General features: G+C 64.7%; 19 protein-coding genes and 2 rRNA genes (1 of these 21 only partly in view). 7 read left to right on the forward strand and 14 right to left on the reverse strand.

The annotated features are described in order from the left end of the window. Window positions 1–143: 143 nt before the first annotated feature. Genes AC0IZS_RS06545 through kynU form a run of 4 tightly spaced genes read right to left on the reverse strand, consistent with a single transcriptional unit; the run spans window position 144 to window position 5,380 of the window. Entirely contained in the window at window positions 144–1,283 is a 1,140-nt protein-coding gene (locus AC0IZS_RS06545) for a branched-chain amino acid ABC transporter substrate-binding protein (protein ID WP_471634884.1), read from the reverse strand. Window positions 1,284–1,306: 23 nt separating this feature from the next. Continuing rightward, on the reverse strand, window positions 1,307–2,977 hold the full coding sequence (locus AC0IZS_RS06550) for an LVIVD repeat-containing protein (protein ID WP_471634885.1): 1,671 nt from the start codon (window positions 2,975–2,977) through the stop codon (window positions 1,307–1,309). 14 nt (window positions 2,978–2,991) lie between these two features. Beyond that, window positions 2,992–4,044 (reverse strand): porin, encoded by a 1,053-nt coding sequence (locus AC0IZS_RS06555; RefSeq protein WP_471634886.1) that lies wholly within the window; start codon window positions 4,042–4,044, stop codon window positions 2,992–2,994. Window positions 4,045–4,090: 46 nt separating this feature from the next. Then, on the reverse strand, window positions 4,091–5,380 hold the full coding sequence (gene kynU / locus AC0IZS_RS06560) for a kynureninase (RefSeq protein WP_471634887.1): 1,290 nt from the start codon (window positions 5,378–5,380) through the stop codon (window positions 4,091–4,093). A 106-nt stretch (window positions 5,381–5,486) separates the two neighbouring features. Between kynU and AC0IZS_RS06565 the strand changes: the two genes are divergently transcribed. Further along, a complete protein-coding gene (locus tag AC0IZS_RS06565) occupies window positions 5,487–5,957 on the forward strand; it encodes an Lrp/AsnC family transcriptional regulator (RefSeq protein ID WP_007860817.1) in 471 nt (156 codons plus the stop codon). A 171-nt stretch (window positions 5,958–6,128) separates the two neighbouring features. On the opposite strand, the gene AC0IZS_RS06570 is transcribed toward AC0IZS_RS06565, so the two are convergent. The 3 genes from AC0IZS_RS06570 to AC0IZS_RS06580 are packed head-to-tail and all read right to left on the reverse strand — an operon-like array spanning window position 6,129 to window position 8,418. Then, window positions 6,129–6,542, reverse strand: a complete 414-nt coding sequence (locus AC0IZS_RS06570; RefSeq protein ID WP_471634888.1) for a RidA family protein — start codon at window positions 6,540–6,542, stop codon at window positions 6,129–6,131. After that, window positions 6,539–7,447, reverse strand: a complete 909-nt coding sequence (locus AC0IZS_RS06575; protein ID WP_471634889.1) for a dihydrodipicolinate synthase family protein — start codon at window positions 7,445–7,447, stop codon at window positions 6,539–6,541. The genes AC0IZS_RS06570 and AC0IZS_RS06575 overlap by 4 nt, the downstream gene beginning before the upstream one ends. A gap of 41 nt (window positions 7,448–7,488) precedes the next feature. Then, window positions 7,489–8,418 carry an alpha/beta hydrolase gene (locus tag AC0IZS_RS06580; RefSeq protein ID WP_471634890.1) on the reverse strand — a complete coding sequence of 310 codons (930 nt, stop codon included), beginning with the start codon at window positions 8,416–8,418 and terminating at the stop codon, window positions 7,489–7,491. A gap of 94 nt (window positions 8,419–8,512) precedes the next feature. On the opposite strand from AC0IZS_RS06580, the gene AC0IZS_RS06585 reads away from it, so the two are divergent. Both AC0IZS_RS06585 and AC0IZS_RS06590 read left to right on the forward strand, forming a co-directional pair. Next, on the forward strand, window positions 8,513–8,929 hold the full coding sequence (locus AC0IZS_RS06585; RefSeq protein WP_471634891.1) for a VOC family protein: 417 nt from the start codon (window positions 8,513–8,515) through the stop codon (window positions 8,927–8,929). A 12-nt stretch (window positions 8,930–8,941) separates the two neighbouring features. Then, complete coding sequence (locus AC0IZS_RS06590) at window positions 8,942–9,868, forward strand: 2-hydroxyacid dehydrogenase (protein WP_471634892.1); 927 nt, start codon at window positions 8,942–8,944, stop codon at window positions 9,866–9,868. Window positions 9,869–9,940: 72 nt separating this feature from the next. On the opposite strand, the gene AC0IZS_RS06595 is transcribed toward AC0IZS_RS06590, so the two are convergent. The 5 genes from AC0IZS_RS06595 to AC0IZS_RS06615 form a co-directional block, all read right to left on the reverse strand. Next, the gene (locus AC0IZS_RS06595) at window positions 9,941–10,492 is read right to left on the reverse strand and encodes a VOC family protein (protein WP_471634893.1); all 552 of its coding nucleotides are present in this window, start codon (window positions 10,490–10,492) and stop codon (window positions 9,941–9,943) included. 75 nt (window positions 10,493–10,567) lie between these two features. After that, a complete protein-coding gene (locus AC0IZS_RS06600) occupies window positions 10,568–11,500 on the reverse strand; it encodes a fumarylacetoacetate hydrolase family protein (protein WP_471634894.1) in 933 nt (310 codons plus the stop codon). Between the two features lie 43 nt (window positions 11,501–11,543). Continuing rightward, on the reverse strand, window positions 11,544–12,323 hold the full coding sequence (locus tag AC0IZS_RS06605; RefSeq protein ID WP_471634895.1) for a Bug family tripartite tricarboxylate transporter substrate binding protein: 780 nt from the start codon (window positions 12,321–12,323) through the stop codon (window positions 11,544–11,546). A gap of 290 nt (window positions 12,324–12,613) precedes the next feature. After that, on the reverse strand, window positions 12,614–13,198 hold the full coding sequence (locus tag AC0IZS_RS06610) for a malonic semialdehyde reductase (protein WP_471634896.1): 585 nt from the start codon (window positions 13,196–13,198) through the stop codon (window positions 12,614–12,616). A gap of 225 nt (window positions 13,199–13,423) precedes the next feature. Further along, window positions 13,424–14,212 carry a GntR family transcriptional regulator gene (locus AC0IZS_RS06615; protein ID WP_471634897.1) on the reverse strand — a complete coding sequence of 263 codons (789 nt, stop codon included), beginning with the start codon at window positions 14,210–14,212 and terminating at the stop codon, window positions 13,424–13,426. Between the two features lie 182 nt (window positions 14,213–14,394). Here AC0IZS_RS06615 and AC0IZS_RS06620 point away from each other — a divergent pair, with 182 nt between their 5' ends. Genes AC0IZS_RS06620 through AC0IZS_RS06635 form a run of 4 tightly spaced genes read left to right on the forward strand, consistent with a single transcriptional unit; the run spans window position 14,395 to window position 17,189 of the window. Further along, a complete protein-coding gene (locus AC0IZS_RS06620) occupies window positions 14,395–14,640 on the forward strand; it encodes a cysteine-rich CWC family protein (RefSeq protein WP_471634898.1) in 246 nt (81 codons plus the stop codon). Between the two features lie 41 nt (window positions 14,641–14,681). Next, window positions 14,682–14,870, forward strand: a complete 189-nt coding sequence (locus AC0IZS_RS06625; RefSeq protein ID WP_471634899.1) for a 4-oxalocrotonate tautomerase — start codon at window positions 14,682–14,684, stop codon at window positions 14,868–14,870. Window positions 14,871–14,898: 28 nt separating this feature from the next. Then, the gene (locus AC0IZS_RS06630; protein ID WP_471634900.1) at window positions 14,899–16,392 is read left to right on the forward strand and encodes an MFS transporter; all 1,494 of its coding nucleotides are present in this window, start codon (window positions 14,899–14,901) and stop codon (window positions 16,390–16,392) included. Window positions 16,393–16,421: 29 nt separating this feature from the next. Next, window positions 16,422–17,189: a class II glutamine amidotransferase gene (locus AC0IZS_RS06635; RefSeq protein ID WP_471634901.1), complete on the forward strand. Its 768-nt coding sequence runs from the start codon at window positions 16,422–16,424 to the stop codon at window positions 17,187–17,189. A 302-nt stretch (window positions 17,190–17,491) separates the two neighbouring features. On the opposite strand, the gene rrf is transcribed toward AC0IZS_RS06635, so the two are convergent. Continuing rightward, window positions 17,492–17,604 (reverse strand): 5S ribosomal RNA (gene rrf / locus AC0IZS_RS06640). A gap of 130 nt (window positions 17,605–17,734) precedes the next feature. After that, window positions 17,735–20,313, reverse strand: a 23S ribosomal RNA gene (locus tag AC0IZS_RS06645) (it continues 300 nt past the right edge of the window).

Genomic DNA, 20,313 nt, shown 5'->3' on the forward strand with positions numbered 1-20,313 from the left:
AAACATGTTTAGGTATACCAAAAAGACCAATCACGAGCAATGGAGGATCCACTCCCTTCCCTGCGCTCTCCACGCGCCCAAAAAAAAGCCTCCATTCCGCAGGGCATGGAGGCAAACCTTGGTCGCTCGCTGGCCGCGGCGAGTCAGCGCACCACGCCGATGGCCTCGCGCTGGCCTGCCTTGTAGGTGTACAAGGTCAACGCGCCGCCCTGCAGGTCGCCCTTGGCGTCGAAGCTGATGCTGCCCGTGACGCCCTGGTAGCCCTTGGTCTGCGCCAGCACCGGCAGGTACTTGGCGGGCTCGTAGGAGCCCGCCTTGACCATGGCGGCCACGATCACGCCGACCGCGTCGTACGAGTACGGGGCGTAGACCTGCACCTCGCTCCGGGTGGTCGCCTTGAAGCGGCTGCGGAAATCGTCCATGGCCTTCTTCTGCGCGCCCTCCACGCCACCGGCTTCGGCGCAGACCACCTGGCCATCGGCCATGTCGCCCGCGGCGAGCTTGGGCAGCTCGGCCGTGCAGACGCCGTCGCCCCCGACGAACCGGGCCTGGATGCCCAGCTGCTTCATCTGCCGCAGCATGGGGCCGGCCACCGAATCCATGCCGCCGAAGAAGATCACATCGGGCTTCTTCGCCTTGAGGCTGGTGAGGATGGCCATGAAGTCCGCCGCCTTGTCGGTGGTGAACTCATGGCCGACGATGGCGCCGCCCGCACTCTTGGCGCCCTTCTCGAACTCGGCGGCCACGCCCTGGCCGTAGGCCGTGCGGTCGTCGATGACGGCAATGCTCTTGCCCTTGAGCACGTTCACCGCGTACTTGCCCAGCGTTCCGCCCAGATGCACGTCGTCGGCCACCACCCGGAAGGTGGTCTTGTAGCCCTGGCGCGTGTACTTGGGGTTGGTGGCCGAGGGCGAGACCTGTGCGATGCCCGCATCGCTGTAGATCTTGGACGCAGGGATGGTCGTGCCCGAATTGAGGTGGCCGACCACGGCATGCACCTTGGCATCGACGAGCTTCTGTGCGGCCGCCGTGCCCTGGCGCGGGTCACCCGCGTCGTCCTCGCCCTGCAGTTCGAGCTTGACCTTCTTGCCGCCGATGACCACGCCCTTGGCGTTGAGTTCATCGATGGCCATGCGCGCCCCCAGCTCGTTGTCCTTGCCCAGGTGGGCGATGGGACCGCTGGTGGGGCCCACGTGGCCGATGCGCACGACGTCCTGCGCACAGGCGCCGGCACCCAGCAGCGCGAGGGTGGCGCCGATCATCCAATGTTGGTTGTATGGCATCAATCTTCCTTCTTCTTGCAGATTCACAGGCCGGACTTGGGAGCCCCGAGGAGCGGCGACGACACGGCATAGGCGCCGTGGTTGGTGAAGACCCAGATCAGATTGCGGTCCCACTCGATGAACACACCATGCGTCTGGTCACCGAAGTGCTGGTTGACCTTGGGGTCGACGGTGGGGGGAACGAAGTAGCCTGCGATCTTCGGCTGCGCCGGGTTGCTCACGTCGAAGATCTGCGCGCCCGCGTTGTAGAAGGCGTAGACAAGGTACTTGCCACTCGGCGTTCCCGGCTGGTGCCAGTAGCCGCTGCGCTTGGGCCCGAAACTGCCGCGGCGCTGGCAGTAGTCGGTGAAAGGCGCGCCCTGGGGTGGCGTGGGGCGCGGCAGGGTCGCCAGGATGCGCGGCTTGGTCGGGTCCTTCACGTCGATCGCATAGATGTCCTTGTAGGGCTCGTAGCAATCCTCGTTGAGCGGGTAGCCGCTGAAGTAGACGATGCCGGTCTTCTCCACCTGGCTCACGTCGACGTTGTCGCCTTCGGTGCCTGCCTGGCTGACAGGCATGTCCAGGTGGCCCACGCGTTTCATCGCGCCGGGGTTGGACACGTCGATCACATGGAAGCCCATGCCGCCCATGGCCGCGTAGCCGTACTTGCCCCCCTTTTCGGGATCGCGCGGGATGAACAGCGGCATGCGCGCGCCCATCCACGCGGTCTTCTTGCCGACCCGTGGATTCTTGCGGTATTCCTCTTCTTCACCCGTGCGCGCGCCCGGCACCCACCAGGTCGACAGCCGCTGCGGCTTGCGCGGATCGCTCAGGTCGAAGGCCATCTGCGCCGGGTTGTACAGGAAGTTGGCGTACTCCTGGTTGGCAAAGCTGTCGTCGGGTGCGCCCGAGACGAACAGGTACTTGCCACCCCAGTACACCGGTACGTCGCCGCAGCCGGAGCCCTGCTGCGGGAACTGGTCAGCCACGGCCTTGCTGTCCAGCGGTAGCTCGGAGAGCTTCTTCCATTGCGCCGGGTCGGGGCTGCCCACCTCGAACACGCGGAAGCCGCGCAGGATCGGCTGCTGGCGGATGGTGTCGATCTTGGCCTTCTGCTCGGGCTTGTACTTGTTCTCCAGGATGCCAAAGCGCGTGACTTCATAGCACTGCACGGCGACATGCTTGCCCAGCTTTTCATTGAACTGGATGGTGAGCGGGCCGAAGGGATGTTCATTGCTGCCCCAGGCCCACTTCTTCTCGGCCACTTTCTTCGCAGCACGCGGGTCGGTGATGTCGAACACCTTGTAGAACGACTTCTCGTGGATCACCATGTAGCGCCGGCCCTCCATGTCCACCGTGGTCTGCCACGAGTGGTAGGGGCTGCCCAGCATGTCGGGGTAGCGCGCCTCGACCTTGGTGTTGTGCAGGTAGCTATTCTGGTCCAGGTAGTCCAGGCTGCCCTTGAAGGGGTGCGTGCCGCCGATGCCCGGGGCTTCGGCCGGGTGCCGGAAGGCGCCGCTGGCGTCCAGGCCATAGCTGCCGGCAGCGGGCCGCGCCGGTTCGCCGGGCGTGCCCTTGGCTTCCTCGCGGTCCTCCTTGACGGACAGCCGGGCGGCGCCCTCGGGGGGCGGAACGATGGTCTGGGCCAGCGCGGGTGCGACCAGGCCGGCGCTCAGCAGGCAGGCCAGGATGGTGGTGGTGGTGGTGGGTTTCATGGTCATTCGCTCCTTCAGAACTTGTGGCGCATGCCGATTTGCAGGCCGCGCGGGTTTTCGTTGGCCAGGGGGGTGGCGTGGTTGAAACTCACCGGGAACCGCAGCTCCGAGTCGCGTGCGTGGTGCACCGCACCCACGATCGTGTACAGGTCGGTGCGCTTGGACAGGCCATGCAGGTAGCCGGCCACCCAGCTCGTGGCATCCGACAGCGCGGCGTTCGGCCGGTCGTTCTTGCGAACCACGCTGGCGAACACGCGCTGAAGGGCATTGAACTCGTAGCGCAGGCCCAGCTGCACGTCATTGCCCTTGGAGGCGAAGCCGACATAGGGCGGATAGGCGTAGTAGCCGTTGTAGCGGTGGTAGAGGAAGGTCAGGTCCAGCGGCCCCATGGAGTACACCGCGCCCAGGTAGTGGTCGCTGGAATGGCGCATCCGCTCGGGGCTGTCCAGGTCACGGCGGTACTGCCGGTCGACAGCGGCCATCAGGTACAGATCCTTGTTCCAGTAGTCGATGGCGATGCTCGTGGCCTTGGCGTCCTTGCTACCGTCCTCGCGGCCAAAGGTGGTGCCGATACGGGCCTGGATATTGGACACGCGCGGCGAGGTGTAGAAAATCCCGTTGCTTTCGCGCCAGGGAGCAAAGTACAGCAGCGTGTTGCTGATGGGGCTGTAGTCGCCCGAGAAGGTCGGGTCGATGTAGCCGTACATTTCGGCCGAGGGCAGGTCACGCCGCCCCGCGCTGACCTCGCCCCATTCCTTGCTGCCCAGGGCGACATAGGTGTGGCGCGGCGACCCGGCCTGGCCGGAGTCCGCGCGGAAGGTCAGCTCATGCACGGCGGTGGCCTTGAGTCCGCCCCCCAGGTCCTCCACGGACTTGAACTGCAGGCGCGAGGTGTTCAGCCCCCCCGACACCAGGTTGCGCTGGGTGCCTCCGCCGGACTTGGCGACCTCGAAATTCAGGTCGACGAAGCCAGACAGCGTCACCTGCGCGAACGCAAGGGTCGGTGCGATGGCCCAGGCCGCGACCGCGGCAGGCAGGCAGCGTCGGATGGTGTTCTTTCGATTCACGTTCTTTGTCTCCTCGTTATGGTGGTAATGGTCTGCAGGACGGGAATCAGGTGACGGCCTTGCGGGCCATGAACTCTGGCTTGCGCCAGTCGCCTTCGGCCATCACGCTCTTGAGCGCTGCGACGGCGTTCCACACGTCGCAATGGCCCAGGTACAGCGCGGCAAAGCCGAAGCGCAGGATGTCGGGTGCGCGGAAATCGCCGATCACGCCCCGCGCGATCAGCGCCTGCACGATGGCGTAGCCCTCAGGGTGCGTCAGCGAGACCTGGCTGCCACGCAGCGCGGGATCGCGCGGCGTGGCCAGGCCGAAGCCGTAGGCGCCCAGTTCCTGGTCCACAAGGGCGATGAACAGCCCGGTCAGTGCCACGCTCTTGGACCGCAGGGCCTGCATGTCCACGCCGTCGAAGGCGGTGAGCGCGGCCTCCAGCGCAATCAGGCCAAGCTGCGGTGCCGTGCCCACCAGCATGCGGTCGATGCCCGGCGCTGGCTCGTAGCCGTGGGTGAATGCAAAGGGCCGCGCATGGCCGTGCCAGCCCGTGAGCGGTTGGCGCAGCCCCTCCTGGTGTCGCCGCGCAACGAAGGCGAACGACGGAGCCCCCGGTCCGCCGTTGAGGTACTTGTAGCCGCAGCCCACGGCGAAATCGACCTGGCAGTCGTTGAGCGCGCACGGCATGGCGCCTGCGGTGTGGGCCAGGTCCCAGACCACCAGCGCCCCCACCTCGTGCGCGCGCCGCGTCACGGCGGCCATGTCGTAGGCCTGGCCGCTCTTGTAGTTGACATGCGTGAGCGCGAGCACGGCCACGTCCTCGTTCAGCGCGGCCAGCACCTCCTCGGGTTCCACGGCGCGGAACTGCGTGCCGGTGATTTCGGCCACGCCCTGGGCCACATAGGCGTCTGTGGGGAAGTTGCCGCGTTCGCCCAGCATCAGGCTGCGCCCGGGCCGCATGCGCAGCGCCGCCACGAGCAGCTTGAACAGGTTGACCGAGGTGGAGTCGGCCACGATGACTTCGTTGTCCTCGGCCCCCACGAGCCGGGCGATGCGCGCCCCCACGCGCTGGGGCGCCGGGTACCAGTCGGCGTCGTTCCAGGAGCGGATCAGCCCGGTGGCCCACTCTTGCTCGATGGCCCTGTGCATGCGCGCCGGCACCGCGCGCGGCATCGCTCCCAGGGAGTTGCCGTCCAGGTAGATGACGCCCTCGGGCAGCTGGAATCGCTGGCGCACCGGGGCCAGGGGGTCGGCGGCGTCACGTGCCAGGCAATCTTCCCGGGAGATGGTAGTGGCGTTCTGGACATGAATGGCCACATCTGGAATACCAGAATTGATTTTTGTATTCATGAAACGTAGTCTATGCCGTGACTGCCGAAATTTCTTTGCAATCTCGCCCCCGTTTCAGGGGGGACAGGTCTAGATATTCCCGCCATCAGCACTTTCAGGAAACACCATGCCCATTGCCCTCGACGCCACCGACCGACTGCTGCTCAATGCCCTGCAGGGCGACGCGCGGCTCACCTCTTCCGAGCTGGCCGAACGCGCCCACCTCTCCCAGTCGCCGTGCTGGCGGCGCGTGAAGCGGCTGGAAGACATGGGGCTGATCAGCGGCTACAGCGCCAGGCTGGACCGGCGCGCCCTGGGCTGGGGTGTGATGGCCTTTGCCACTATCACCATCGACAGCCAGGACGAGGCGTTGTCGCTGGCGTTCGAAGCCACCGTGCGCGACATCCCCGAGGTGGTGATGTGCCACGGTGTCTCGGGCCCCGAGGACTTCGTGCTGGTGGTCGTCGCCCAGGACCTGGATGCCTACTCGGCACTGATGCAGCACAGGCTGCGGCGCCTGCCCGGCGTCAAGCATGTGCGCACGAGCTTTTCCCTGCAGGAAGTGAAGGCCTTGCAGGGGATGCCGGTCCCCGCGTAAAGCGAAACACCCCCTGAGTCGCTTCGCGCCTTCACCCCTCTCTCGAACCGCTACGCGGCTCGGGAGGGGGACGCTCCCAGCGCGGCGGGGCGGCCCTTGCGCGGGAGCACTGGCTTTGGCCGCGCCAGTCTCACGCACCGTGAGTGGCGCGCAGCACGGGGGCGGCCGTGGTTACTCGCTGCACGCCCTGGGGATGCAGGCCACGGCCTTGATCTCGACCACCATGTCGGGGTGCGGCAGGGCGCGCACGACCACGGTGGTGCGCGTGGGGGCGTCGCCGGGAAAGAAGGCGCCATAGGCAGCGTTGAAGGTGGCGAAGTCCTCGGCGCGCACCAGGAAGGCCTGCATGTCCACGCAGTCGGCCAGGCCTGTCCCGCCCGCTTCCTGCACGAGCGCGTCGATGGTCTCCAGCACGCGGCGGGTCTGTGCGGCCACGTCGTGGCGCACCGCGTCGCCCTCGCGCAGGACACCGTCGATCTCGCCCCCTGGCAGGCGGGCGCTGACGCCGGCCACGAACACCAGGTCACCGGCCCGCCGCCAGCGCGCATAGGCACCCAGGGGGCGTGGCAGGGTGGCGGCCGTCATGGGCGCTCCATGCGAAAGCCGGCCTGGGCGAGCTGCGTGCACAGGCCTTCGGCCCAGGCCGCCTCGGCCGGCGCGAACGGCGGGCGCACATGGCGCCAGGTGCCGTCCTCGAACTCCCGGGCCACCACCTCCTTGAGCGCGGGGATCATGGGGTGGGCCTGGAACAGGCTGCGCACCACCTTGAGTTGCGCCTGCAGGGCCCCGAAACGGGGGGTCCCCCAGGCCTGCAGCGCCCGCGCGATGGCACCCGGCTGCACGTTGGCGGTGGCCGAGATGCAGCCCGCAGCCCCCAGCGGCAAGGCCTTTTCCAGCAGCGCCTCCGACGCGGGAAAGACCTCGAACCCCGGGAATTCGCGCAGCACGCGCTCGGTGTTGGCCCAGTCACCCGAACTGTCCTTGATGCCGGCCACGGTACCGGGGTAGGCCTGGAGAAGCCGCTCGATCAGCGCGCAGGAGATGGGCACGCCCGTGAACTGGGGGATGTGGTACAGGTAGAGCCTCAGGCGCTCCGACCCCACGGCTTCGATCACCTGCGCATAGTGGGCAAACAAGCCGTCATCGGTTGCGGGCTTGAAATAGAAGGGCGGCAGCACCAGCGCACCGGCACAACCGAACTCGACAGCTCGCCGGGTCAGGGCCACGGTCTCGGGCACCGAACACAAACCGGTGCCGGGCACCATGGCACCGGCCGGAAGGCCGGCATCCACCAGCGCTTCGAGCAGCTCGATCTTTTCGGAAAGGCCCAGCGAATTCGCCTCGCTGTTGGTGCCGAACACGGCCAGCCCGGCGCCCTGCGCCACCAGCCAGCGGCAGAACGCGATGAACGCCGGTCGGTTGACGGACAGGTCGGCATGGAAGGGGGTGAGTGCCGGAGCGAGGACCTTGAGGGGGCGGGTGCTTTGCATGGTGTCGGTGCGCAAGGGAGTGGAGGAGTGGTCGGGGGGGGTCAGCGCGCTGCGCGCATGAAATCGAGCAGCTGCGGGCCCAGGGTTTCTTCGCCGCTGTTGAAGTGGGCGACGATGGAGGTGTGGTTGTGCCGCGGCATGAAGGCGAAGCGCGTGGGCGCCGTGCGCCCGCTGGCCAGGGCGCGGGCGTGGAACTCCTGGCCATAGCGGTCGAGGTGGGTGTTCTCGTACTGCGCCACGGCGATGAACAGGGCCACATTGCTCTGGCCCGCGTGGCTGGCGGGCGAGCGCTGCTCGTACAGCGTGGCGTCCTCGCCGAAGTAGGCGCGCACCCCATCGGCATTGGGGTTGTCCGGCAGCACATCGGCGCGCAGCCGTGCGCTGACGAGCATGGCCCCCGCGATCTCGGCCGGGGTGAGGCGGTCCGCCAGCGCCGGGTCGAACAGTGCGCTGGCCACATGTGCTCCCCCGGCCGAATGGCCCATGAGGAAGACGCGAGCCGGATCGCCGCCAAACCGCCCGATGTGCGCCCGCACCCAGCGGGCAGCGGCCACCACGTCGACGGCGCCGCCCGGGTACGCGGTTTGCGGGGCAAGCCGGTATTCCACGTTCACCGCCACGCAGCCCTGGCGCGCGAACCAGTAGGCCACGTTGTCGTAGATGGCGCCGTTGGCACTCTTGCTGCCACGGATGAAAGCCCCGCCATGGAAGAAGACCAGCACGTTGCGTGCGCCCCCGGCCCAGTCGCTGCGGCTGTACACGTCGAGCACCTGGCGCGGCGCTGCGCCGTAGGGCAGGTCACGGGCCACCTCGATGCCGCGGTTGTCGGCCTGCAGGACCAGGGGCGTATAGGCACGCACCACCAGGTCACGGTGCCGGTTGATGTCCTGGGCCCAGCGTGGACCGATGCCATCCAGCAAGGCCTGGTCCTGCGCGCTGAGCGAGCCCAAAGGCTGCGATGCGTTGTTCATGCAGAAAATTATACACATTGATGTTTTGGTATACCAAACAAACTTGTTGTCACTATAATTTCTTGGTAGATATACACAACAGGAGGAATTCACCATGGAAAGACTCAGGCACATCGCCCTGTCGGTCAGCGACCCCGAGGCCGCGGCCCAGTTCTTCGAGCAGGCTTTCGGTATGACCCGCGCCGGTCGCGCCATGCGCGGCTGGTACATGACCGATGGCGTGATGAACGTGGCCTTGCTGAACTTCAAGGACGAAGCGGTTCCCGGCTACGAGAAACTCAAGGACGTGCGGGGCGTGATCCACTTCGGCATGTGGGTGGACAACCTCGAAGAGGCCGAAAGGCGCGTGGTCGCCGCAGGCGGCAGCTACCTCACGGGCCGCAAGGAAACCGACCCCAATGTGTTCTACGAGGTGAAGTACCGCACGCCCGACGGCATCGTGTTCGACATCACCGAATCCGGCTGGAAGGGGGCGGTCAAAGAGGTGACGCCCGCCGCCGCCGCGGACTGAGCGGAGCGCACAGTGCAGCCCTTCCACGTACTGGCGCTTATCCCGCTGCCCGCGGCAACGCGGGCAGCCCTGGCCAGCACCTACACCTTGCACGACGGCATGGACGCCCACTCCGTGCCCTGGGAAGAGATCGCGGCGGTGGTCACCAACGGCACCACGGGCCTGTCCGCCGCGCAGCTGGAGCGGCTGCCCGCGCTGCGCATCGTCTGCGCCTTCGGCGCGGGCTATGAGGCGGTGGACCTCGGCGCGGCCACGCGGCGCGGCGTCGTTGTGGCCCATGCCCCTGGCGCCAACGACGAGACGGTGGCCGACCATGCGCTGGGTTTTCTGCTCGCCCTCAGCCGTGGCTACGGCGCGCTCACCGCGGCCGTGAGCGCGGGCGGCTGGTGCGGCCTGCGGGCGGCGCGCCCGACGCTCCACGGCGCCACGCTCGGCATCATCGGCATGGGGCGCATCGGGCAGGCCATCGCCCTGCGCGCGCTCGGCTTCGGCATGCAGGTTCGCTACTGCACGCGCAGCCCGCGCGACGGCTTGCCTTACCGCCACGAGCCCAGTCTGCTCGCGCTCGCAGGCGCGAGCGACTACCTGGTGGCCGCCTGCCCGGGCGGTGCATCCACCCACCACATCGTGGATGGCCCGGTGCTGGCAGCCCTGGGCCCTGAGGGTTTCTTCGTGAACGTGGCGCGGGGCTCGGTGGTCGATACCGAAGCCCTGGTGCAGGCCCTGCGCACCGGCGGCATTGCCGGCGCAGGCCTGGATGTGTTCGAGTACGAGCCCGAGGTTCCTGCTGCGCTGCGCGCGCTCGACAATGTGCTGCTCACCCCGCACCTGGCGGGGCGCTCGCCGGCATCCCAGGCGGCACAGACGGCGGCGCTGCTCGCCAGCCTGGCGGACTGCTTTGCGGGACGCAAGCCCGCCACGGCCGTCCCCCTTCGCTGACGCGGCTTGCAAGACGAGAGGCGGTGCCCCGTTGGAGCACCGCCTCTTTCCCCTGTGGCGATCCCAGTCCGCTCAGGAACCCTTGTTCCCCCCGGTCTTGGACGCCAGCAGATGCGGTGGCGGCGGCACGACGAAGCGTTCGAGCCGGTACTGGTCGAAACTCTCCAGGTTGCGCTCCCAGACCTCGGCCTGGTGACCGGCATCCTGCGGGATCTGGGTCATGTCGCAGTAGACCTCGACGTTGTTGCCATCGGGGTCCTTGAACACCAGGAAGAGGTTGTTGCCGGGTCCGTGGCGGCCGATGCCGCGCACGATCTCCACGCCATGCGCCTGCAGCACCCGGACCGAGCGCTCCATTTCCTCCAGGCTGTCGATGAGGTAGGAGAAATGCTCCAGGCCCGGTCGCGAGTAGCGCGGCAGGTCGTCCAGGTCCGGCGAGTCGGCGGGCAGTTGCGCGAGCGCGAGGTCATGGTGGTCCGTGCCCGCGCGCAGAAAGACCATGTTCTCGCCGATCCAGTCCGATACCTCGAGGCCCAGCACCTCGGTATAGAACCTGGCCGACTTGTGGATGTCGCGCACCATGAGCACGATGTGCCCGAGGCGGCGGGGTTTGAGTTTTTCCATGGCGAACTCCGTTGCGTTTGAATCTTGCTTGCGGCGCGGCGCATCCCGGCATGAGCGGGGATGGCGCGCGCTGTTTCAGGAAGCCGCGGTGACGTGGTTTTCGATGGCACCGATCTGCGCGATCGAGGCCACCATTACGTCGCCCGGCTTGAGGAACAGGCCGCGCCCCATGCCCACGCCCGTGGGTGTTCCCGTGGCGATCAGGTCGCCCGGCTTGAGCGTGAGGATGCTCGACAGGTAGGCAATCTGTTCGGCAATGTTGAAGATCATGCCCTTCGTGCTCGCGTCCTGCATGCTCTCGCCGTTGACCGTGAGCTGCATGCGCAGGTCCATCGGGTCCCCCACGCAATCGCGGGGAACGAACCACGGTCCCATCGGCGCGAAGGTGTCGAAGCTCTTGCCGCGGAACCAGTCGTGCGAGAAGGGGTAGTCCGTGCGGCGCGTGAGGTCGCGGGCACTGACGTCGTTGATCACCGTATAGCCGGCGATGTGCTCGTAGGCATCCTTCTCCGAGATATGGCGGCCACCGCGGCCGATGACCACCGCCAGTTCCACCTCCCAGTCCAGCTTCATCGTGCTGGCGGGCATGACGACAGCCGTCTTCGTGGGCGTCACGCTGGTCTCGGCCTTCATGAAGATGTAGGGCGAGCTCTCGCTGCGCGCCGCCAGTTGGGTGCCCATCTCCGCGGCATGCTCGTAGTAATTGGAGGCCGTCGCAAAGATGCGGGCGGGCGCATAGGGAACGGCCAGCGCCCCCGCTTGCCGCGGTGGCTGGATGCGCCCCTCGCGGATGGCCAGTGCAGCCGACTCCAGCGATTGGAGTGTGGCTGCAGACGCATCCCAGCCCGCCAGCAAGGCCCCCAGGTCGGCAGGCACCGGTTGCGCGGCGGGCGTGACCGCCTGAACGGCAGCCAGCGCATCGTAGACAGCATTGTCGACCACCAGGCCCATGCGCGGCACCGTGCTGCCCGTGCCAGCCATGTAGGTGGCAATTCCAAACCAGTTCATTGCAGTTTCCTTCCTTGAATTCATGCAGTTGCGGGCCGCGGCCTCATTCGGCGCGGATCCCGGAGTTCTTGAGCACCTTGCCCCACATCACCAGCTCACGCTGGATCTGCGCACCGAATGCGGCGCGCGCCGTGAACAGCGGCACCACACCGGCCTCTTCGAGCTTTTGCAGCGCCACCGGGTCGTCCTTCATGCGGAGCACCTCCGCGGCGATGCGGTCCAGCACCTCGGGCGGTGTGCCTGCGCGCGCCACGAGGCCATTCCAGGTGGTGACTTCGTGGCCGGGAAAGGTCTCGGCGATGGTCGGCACATTCGGCAGCTCCTTCGAGCGCGTGGCGCTGGAGATGGCCAGGAGCCGGATCTTTCCCCCGCTCGCCTGGGAAATCACTTCGGAGGGGCTGGCCGAGTACATGTCGATCACGCCGCCCAGCAGGTCCGTCATGGCCGGTGCGGCGCCCCGGTAGGGGACGTGCACCATGTCGATCTCTGCCCGCTTGGTGAGGATGTAGGCCGACAGGTGGGTGAGCGCAGCCGTCCCTCCGCTGCCGTAGCTGAGCTTGCCGGGCTGCTGCCTGGCCAGGGCCACCAGTTCCCCCAGGTTCTTCACCGGCAGCGCGGCCTTGGTGGCGATGACGAATGCGTTGGCCCCGATGTTGACCACCGGCGCAAAATCCTTGGCCGGGTCGTAGTTGAAGTTCGGGTTCACGAAAGGCGCCGTGACCATCTGCGTGGCCGTGGCCATGAACAGGGTGTAGCCGTCCGCCGGGGCCCCAAGCACCTGCTTGGCGGCGATGAGGCCCGAGGCGCCGGGGCGGTTGTCCACCACCACGGCAGTGCCCAGCGCCTTGGTGAGATGGCTGGCCGTGAGGCGCGCGATCGTGTCCGTGTTCCCCCCGCGCCGAACGGCACGACGATGGTGATGGGCTTGGCCGGCCAGGCCTGCGCGAGGCCGGTGGTGGCGCACAACGCCAAGGCGATTCCTGCGAGCACTCGGTACATTGTCATCCTTTCGTTTTTATTTGGTATACCAAGAATACACAATAAAATACAAAACTTCAATGAGAGGCTTCCCCACCCTGCATGCCAGGCGGCACGTGGGGCCGCACCCGCGGCCTACAGCACCGAGCAGGCCTGGTCAAACGGCAGCCGCGGCAACCGGCCGAAAAGCCTGGCGGGATCGCCCTGCCCGAGGTTGCACAGGAAGTTCACACGGCATCGGCCGTCCGGGAAAAAGCGGGTGTTGACCAGGTCTTCGTCGAACCCGGACATGGGGCCGCAATCGAGCCCGAGGGCCCGGGCCGCCAGCAGGAAGTAGCCGGCCTGCAGCGTGGCATTGCGAAAGGCCGTGGTCTCGGCATGGCGCTCGTCGCGGGCAAAGCTGTCGTACAGCCCGGGGTTGTGCGGAAACAGGGTCTCGGCGTGTTCGTGGAAGCGCCGGTCATAGCCCAGGATGCAGGTCACGGGTGCAGACGCCGTCTTGGCCACATTGCCCGGGCTGAGGGCAGGCAGCAGGCGTGCCTTGGCTTCGGGGGTGACCAGAAAGAGGATGCGCTGGGGCGCACAGTTGGCGCTGGTCGGCCCCCACTTCACCAGGTCGTACAGATCGCGCAGCAGTGCCTCGGGCACCGGGGAGTCCAGGAATCCGTTGTGCGAACGCGCGCCCTGGAAAAGCGCGTGCATGCCTGCCTTGTCGAGCATCACCAGTCCTTGTCGAAGTTGAAGAGTGCGAGCGTCCCCCGTCCGGTCGCCGGTACCCATCAACGACCCGACGGCGCATGCGCCGGCAGAGACGGTGGAAGACGCGCCTGCGGCCGATGGCCGGGCCGCCCCTGCAAAGCAGGACCGACAGCGCGCAAACCAGCGCGGCACCTTCTGAAGAAGCTGCCGCGATTCTAGGCGATTTTCATCACCTGGTATACCAAATTATTTTTTGGTATTCTTTGAAGTGGGCATCTTGGCCTTGCGTGCAGCGGGGGGCACGCCCATCTTCGCCGAGGGCGCAGCCGTCGAACGGGCACGCTTGCCTGCTGGCGGCGTCGGGGAAGGCGCCTGCTCCACGGTGTTTTCGGCTTCCTTCGCCTGGCGCAGGGCCCGCAGCGCCGCATTGCCCAGGTGCGCGTTGTGTGCGCGCATGGCGAGGTAGGCCTTCTCGCCGTGGCCCTCGGCGATGGCATCGACGATCTCCTTGTGGGCATCGTGCGATGTCACAAGGCGGTCCGTCTCGGCCGGGTGGTACTGGCGGTAGGGGCTCAGGCGATCGCGGATCTCGCCCACCATCTGGCTGATCACCGCGTTGTGCGCGCCTTCGAGGATGAGGCGATGCAGTTCGCGGTTGGCCTCGAGGTATTTGTCGAGGTCGCCCTTGGCCACGTATTCGTTGGAGCGCTCGTGGATGTAGCGCAGTTCGGTTTTCTCCATGGTGGTCATGGACTCGGCGGCCAGCCGCGCGCACAGGGCCTCCAGCTCGCAGTCCGCGTGCAGGATCTCCGCCAGCTCCTTGACGCTGATTTCCATGACAACCACACCGCGCATGGGCAGCAACTGGGTCAGCCCGCGTGCTGCGAGTTGGCGCAATGCCTCGCGCACGGGGGTGCGCGACACGTTGAAGTGCTCGGCCAGCACCCGCTCGTCGAGGCGGGTGCCGGGCTTGAACTGACCGCTGATGATCAGTTCGGAGATCTGGGACTGAACTTTGGCAGCAATGGTGGACATTGTATTTTTTACCCTTGCAAGTGCGTTCCATTCTAGCCAGCTGCACACCAGGGCGGTGCAGGTTGAACCGCACACCTGCCCCATGCCAAGAAGCACGCACCATGGTGCGCTCTGCCCATCGGCGTCGTGGAACGTCCGCCGGCGCCCCTCCAGGCACGGGCAGCGCCTACACTGGACAGGCCATGTCCCACGCCCCCGCGCCTTCCAGTCCGTCGCGCTGCCCCTTGTGCGGCCAGCCCAACCAATGCGCCGTTGCCGCCGGCCTGCCCGCGCAGGACTGCTGGTGCATGCACACCCCGGTGTCGCCCGCGGCGCTGGCGCGCCTGCCCGCCGAGCAGCGGGGCCTTCGCTGCATCTGCCCTGGCTGCGCGCGCGGGCCGGACGGGAGCACGGGAACGGCCCAGCCACCAGGCCCCCAGCCGATATGATTTGGACTTCCCACAAACTCTTTTCCTGAAGAAAGCACACCATGCCCACGTACCACGTCGAAATGATGGAAGGTCGCACGATCGAACAAAAGCGCAAGCTGGTGGAGGAGATCACCCGCGTGTCCGTCGAGGTGCTGGGTGGCTCGCCCGAGTCGGTGGACATCCTGATCACCGACATCCAGCGCGAAAACTGGGCCACCGGCGGCAAGCTGTGGTCCGAACGGACGTGATGGCCCGCTAAGGCACCCGCCAGGCCCCATGAGCGCACAGCCGTCTTCCGGCTCCCTCTCCGCCCTGCGCGAGCGGCATGGCGAGCGTTACCGCTGGCTGCTGCTGCTGTCAGTCATGGTCGGCACGATGGCGTCGATCATGTCCTCGACCATCGTGAACGTGGCCATCCCGGACATGAGCCATTACTTCACCCTGGGCCAGGAGCGCGCCCAGTGGGTGACCTCGGGCTTCATGGTGGCCACCACGGTATCCATGCTCACCACGCCCTGGCTGCTGTCGCGCTATGGCTACCGCGCCACCTATGTGGGGGCCATGCTGTTGCTGCTGGCGGGCGGCATCGGCGGTGGGCTGGCGCGCGATTTCGGCCTGGTGCTTGTGGCGCGCGTGGCCGAGGGCCTTGCGGCCGGGGTGGTGCAGCCCATTCCCGCCGTCATCATCCTGTATGCGTTCCAACCCCATGAGCAAGGCCGCGCCAGCGGCATCTTCGGCATGGGCGTGGTGCTGGCGCCGGCGATCGGCCCGAGCATCGGGGGGCTGCTGGTCGACTGGTTCGGCTGGCGCTCGATCTTCTTCATGGTGGTGCCGCTGTGCCTGGCATCCCTCTGGCTGGCCTACAAGTTCGTGCCGGTGACCGCGCCGGGCGGCGTGGCGGCCAATCGCAATGGCGAGGCGCTCGACTGGCGCGGTCTGGCGCTGGGCACGGCCGGCACGCTGTGCCTGCTCAATGGACTGGTGGCCTTGCACGGGGGCACCGTATCCGAGGCCGTGCTGCTGCTGGCGGGTGCGGTCGTGGCCACCGGGCTGTTCATCGGCTGGCAGCGCCGGCAACTGGCGCAGGGCCGCAAGCCGCTGATGGACCTGCGGCTCTTCCAATACCGGCAGTTCGCCATGGGCAGCATCGTGGCCTTCATCTATGGCACGGCGCTGTTCGGCTCCACCTACCTGCTGCCGGTGTTCATGCAGCTGGGGCTTTCGCTCTCGGCCTCGCATGTGGGCACCATCATGCTGCCCGCTGGCTTCGTGCTGGCCATCACCATCGCCATGGTGGGTCGGCTGGCCGACCGACAGCCCACGCACCTGCTGGTGAGCATTGGCCTGGCCCTGCTGGCCCTCTCGTTCGGGCTCATGGTGCTGGTGGGCCTGGGCTCGGCGCTGTGGATGCTGGTGGCCTTTGCGATCCTGGGCCGCATCGGCCTCGGGTTCATCCTGCCCTCCCTGAACCTCGGTGCCATGCGGCCGCTGGACAAGTCGCTGATCTCGCAGGGATCAAGCGCCATCGGCTTTCTGCGCATGCTCGGCGGTGCTGCGGGTGTTAGCCTGTGCGGTATCGTGCTCGAATGGCGCCTGGGCGCGCATGGTGCATCGCTGACTTCGGGCGCGAGCAACGCAGCCCGCATCGACGCCTTTGGCGAAACCTTTCTGATGCTGACCGCACTGTGCCTGCTGGCCCTGGTGGCCGCCTGGCAGCTGCGTGAAGCACCTGCGGCGCCGGCCGACACCTCTCCCCCACCCCAGGCCTGATGGCCGACTGATCCGGACTTCTCTCGACCATGTGCCAATTGCTCGGTATGAACTGCAACACGCCGACCGACGTGACCTTCAGCTTCACCGGGTTCGCACAGCGCGGCGGCAACACGGCCGACCATGCCGACGGCTGGGGCATCGCGTTTTTCGAGGACCGCGGGCTGCGCCACTTCGTGGACCACCTGCCTGCCGTGGACTCCCCCGTGGCGGAGCTGATCCGCCGCTACCCCATCAAGAGCCGCAACGTGATTGCGCACATCCGCAAGGCCACCCAGGGCCTGGTGAGCCTGCAGAACTGCCACCCGTTCGTGCGCGAGCTCTGGGGCCGGTACTGGGTGTTTGCACACAACGGTGACCTGAAGGACTTTCGCCCCCGACTGCACGCGCATTTCCACCCTGTGGGGGATACGGACAGCGAGCATGCGTTCTGCTGGATCATGCAGGAGTTGGCCAAGTCCCATGCCAGCGTGCCCAGCATTGCCGAGCTGACCATCACCTTGAAGGAGCTTGCCGCGCGCATCGCACCGCACGGCACTTTCAACTTCCTGCTCTCCAATGGGCAGGCGCTGTGGGCCCATGCCTCCACGGGCCTGTACTACATCGAGCGCAAGCATCCGTTCAGCGAGGCGCAACTGTCGGACGAAGACGTGCGCATCGACTTTGCCACCCAGACCACCGCCACCGACCGCGTGGCCGTGATCGTCACCGCACCACTCACCACCAATGAGGAGTGGACGGCATTCGGCAAGGAAGAGCTGCTGGTGTTCGTGGATGGGCAGCGCCAGGGCTGCTGAGCGCTTTCGGAGTCCCGACACACGGGAAGATGGCCATTGCTGTCCACGCCGCTGGCGGAGCGGCTTCTTTGGACTCAGCATCTATTGGCAGCAGACCGCGGGCCCGGCCCAGCGAGATTCCATGCCACCGCTCACGCTGCGGCGATCACGCGGCCGGCAGCACTCACGAATCGGTGGCGGGGCATGGGGCATGCAGCAGGCCTTTTTTCCCATCGAATGGGGTATTTGAACGCGCTTTTTCGCATCCCCAAACGCAAAACCCCCCAGTCCTTTGGGGACTGAGGGGATTTGGGGCTGTAAGAGCCTGACGATGACCTACTTTCACACGGGAACCCGCACTATCATCGGCGCAAAGTCGTTTCACTGTCCTGTTCGGGATGGGAAGGAGTGGTACCAACTTGCTATGGTCATCAGGCATAACTGGGTGTCGCGCTGCTCTGGGAGCAACACAACGAATTCATAGAGTGGAATCAGATTTTATGTGTTTTGACTGCGTCAACTTGGCATAACAATCATTGAAGCACATTACGCGCTATCAAAGTTATAGGGTCAAGCCTCACGAGCAATTAGTATCAGTTAGCTTAACGCATTACTGCGCTTCCACACCTGACCTATCAACGTCCTGGTCTTGAACGACTCTTTAGGGGGCTCAAGGCCCCGGCAGATCTCATCTTGAAACGAGTTTCCCGCTTAGATGCTTTCAGCGGTTATCTCTTCCACACTTAGCTACTCGGCAATGCCACTGGCGTGACAACCGATACACCAGAGGTGTGTCCACTCCGGTCCTCTCGTACTAGGAGCAGGCTTCCTCAAATCTGCAGCGCCCACGGAAGATAGGGACCAAACTGTCTCACGACGTTTTAAACCCAGCTCACGTACCTCTTTAAATGGCGAACAGCCATACCCTTGGGACCGGCTACAGCCCCAGGATGAGATGAGCCGACATCGAGGTGCCAAACACCGCCGTCGATATGAACTCTTGGGCGGTATCAGCCTGTTATCCCCAGAGTACCTTTTATCCGTTGAGCGATGGCCCTTCCATACAGAACCACCGGATCACTATGTCCTGCTTTCGCATCTGCTCGACTTGTCAGTCTCGCAGTTAAGCACGCTTATGCCATTGCACTATCGTCACGATGTCCGACCGTAACTAGCGTACCTTCGAACTCCTCCGTTACGCTTTGGGAGGAGACCGCCCCAGTCAAACTGCCTACCATGCACTGTCCCCGATCCAGATAATGGACCTAGGTTAGAACCTCAAACACACCAGGGTGGTATTTCAACGTTGGCTCCATGACATCTAGCGACATCACTTCAAAGCCTCCCACCTATCCTACACAGATCTGTTCAAAGTCCAATACAAAGCTACAGTAAAGGTTCATGGGGTCTTTCCGTCTTTCCGCGGGGAGATTGCATCATCACAAACATTTCAACTTCGCTGAGTCTCAGGAGGAGACAGTGTGGCCATCGTTACGCCATTCGTGCAGGTCGGAACTTACCCGACAAGGAATTTCGCTACCTTAGGACCGTTATAGTTACGGCCGCCGTTTACTGGGACTTCAATCAAGAGCTTGCACCCCATCATTTAATCTTCCAGCACCGGGCAGGCGTCACACCCTATACGTCCACTTTCGTGTTTGCAGAGTGCTGTGTTTTTATTAAACAGTCGCAGCCACCGATTTTTTGCAACCCCGTTGGGCTCCCTCTGTTCGAGTTCACCTACTTGGGGCATACCTTCTCCCGAAGTTACGGTATCAATTTGCCGAGTTCCTTCTCCTGAGTTCTCTCAAGCGCCTTAGAATACTCATCTCGCGCACCAGTGTCGGTTTGCGGTACGGTCGTCAATAGCTGAAGCTTAGTGGCTTTTCCTGGAAGCAGGGTATCACTCACTTCGTCTGCAAGCAGACTCGTTATCACCCCTCATCTAAGCCCGGCGGATTTGCCTACCAGGCACGACTACAGGCTTGAACCAACATATCCAACAGTTGGCTGAGCTAACCTTCTCCGTCCCCACATCGCACTATTGATCGGTACAGGAATATTGACCTGTTTCCCATCAGCTACGCATCTCTGCCTCGCCTTAGGGGCCGACTCACTCTACGCCGATGAACGTTGCGTAGAAAACCTTGCGCTTACGGCGAGGGGGCTTTTCACCCCCTTTAACGCTACTCATGTCAGCATTCGCACTTCTGATACCTCCAGCATCCGTTACCAGACACCTTCACAGGCCTACAGAACGCTCTCCTACCACGTGCAATAAATTGCACATCCGCAGCTTCGGTAACTGGCTTAGCCCCGTTACATCTTCCGCGCAGGACGACTCGATCAGTGAGCTATTACGCTTTCTTTAAATGATGGCTGCTTCTAAGCCAACATCCTGACTGTTTTAGCCTTCCCACTTCGTTTCCCACTTAGCCAATTTTAGGGACCTTAGCTGGCGGTCTGGGTTGTTTCCCTCTTGAGTCCGGACGTTAGCACCCGGTGCTCTGTCTCCCAAGCTGTACTCGTCGGTATTCGGAGTTTGCATAGGTTTGGTAAGTCGCCATGACCCCCTAGCCTAAACAGTGCTCTACCCCCGACGGTAATACTTGAGGCACTACCTAAATAGTTTTCGGAGAGAACCAGCTATTTCCAAGTTTGTTTAGCCTTTCACCCCTATCCACAGCTCATCCGCTAGTTTTGCAACACTAGTCGGTTCGGACCTCCAGTACCTGTTACGGCACCTTCATCCTGGCCATGGATAGATCACTTGGTTTCGGGTCTACACCCAGCGACTGATTCGCCCTATTCGGACTCGATTTCTCTACGGCTTCCCTATTCGGTTAACCTTGCCACTGAATGTAAGTCGCTGACCCATTATACAAAAGGTACGCAGTCACCCTTGCGGGCTCCTACTTTTTGTAAGCATGCGGTTTCAGGATCTATTTCACTCCCCTCCCGGGGTTCTTTTCGCCTTTCCCTCACGGTACTGGTTCACTATCGGTCGATTACGAGTATTTAGCCTTGGAGGATGGTCCCCCCATATTCAGACAGGATTTCTCGTGTCCCGCCCTACTTTTCTCCAGCTTAGTACCACACGTCTGTTTTCGCATACGGGGCTATCACCCACTATGGCCGGACTTTC

Source organism: Acidovorax sp. AC410, from assembly GCF_979253235.1.

Excerpts from the sequence above, each read along its gene's own strand:
- AC0IZS_RS06545 (WP_471634884.1), bottom strand. The coding sequence starts at position 1,283 with ATGCCATACAACCAACATTGGATGATCGGCGCCACCCTCGCGCTGCTG.
- AC0IZS_RS06550 (WP_471634885.1), bottom strand. The coding sequence starts at position 2,977 with ATGAAACCCACCACCACCACCACCATCCTGGCCTGCCTGCTGAGCGCC.
- kynU (WP_471634887.1), bottom strand. The coding sequence starts at position 5,380 with ATGAATACAAAAATCAATTCTGGTATTCCAGATGTGGCCATTCATGTC.
- AC0IZS_RS06565 (WP_007860817.1), top strand. The coding sequence starts at position 5,487 with ATGCCCATTGCCCTCGACGCCACCGACCGACTGCTGCTCAATGCCCTG.
- AC0IZS_RS06570 (WP_471634888.1), bottom strand. The coding sequence starts at position 6,542 with ATGACGGCCGCCACCCTGCCACGCCCCCTGGGTGCCTATGCGCGCTGG.
- AC0IZS_RS06575 (WP_471634889.1), bottom strand. The coding sequence starts at position 7,447 with ATGCAAAGCACCCGCCCCCTCAAGGTCCTCGCTCCGGCACTCACCCCC.
- AC0IZS_RS06580 (WP_471634890.1), bottom strand. The coding sequence starts at position 8,418 with ATGAACAACGCATCGCAGCCTTTGGGCTCGCTCAGCGCGCAGGACCAG.
- AC0IZS_RS06585 (WP_471634891.1), top strand. The coding sequence starts at position 8,513 with ATGGAAAGACTCAGGCACATCGCCCTGTCGGTCAGCGACCCCGAGGCC.
- AC0IZS_RS06595 (WP_471634893.1), bottom strand. The coding sequence starts at position 10,492 with ATGGAAAAACTCAAACCCCGCCGCCTCGGGCACATCGTGCTCATGGTG.
- AC0IZS_RS06600 (WP_471634894.1), bottom strand. The coding sequence starts at position 11,500 with ATGAACTGGTTTGGAATTGCCACCTACATGGCTGGCACGGGCAGCACG.
- AC0IZS_RS06610 (WP_471634896.1), bottom strand. The coding sequence starts at position 13,198 with ATGCTCGACAAGGCAGGCATGCACGCGCTTTTCCAGGGCGCGCGTTCG.
- AC0IZS_RS06615 (WP_471634897.1), bottom strand. The coding sequence starts at position 14,212 with ATGTCCACCATTGCTGCCAAAGTTCAGTCCCAGATCTCCGAACTGATC.
- AC0IZS_RS06620 (WP_471634898.1), top strand. The coding sequence starts at position 14,395 with ATGTCCCACGCCCCCGCGCCTTCCAGTCCGTCGCGCTGCCCCTTGTGC.
- AC0IZS_RS06625 (WP_471634899.1), top strand. The coding sequence starts at position 14,682 with ATGCCCACGTACCACGTCGAAATGATGGAAGGTCGCACGATCGAACAA.
- AC0IZS_RS06630 (WP_471634900.1), top strand. The coding sequence starts at position 14,899 with ATGAGCGCACAGCCGTCTTCCGGCTCCCTCTCCGCCCTGCGCGAGCGG.
- AC0IZS_RS06635 (WP_471634901.1), top strand. The coding sequence starts at position 16,422 with ATGTGCCAATTGCTCGGTATGAACTGCAACACGCCGACCGACGTGACC.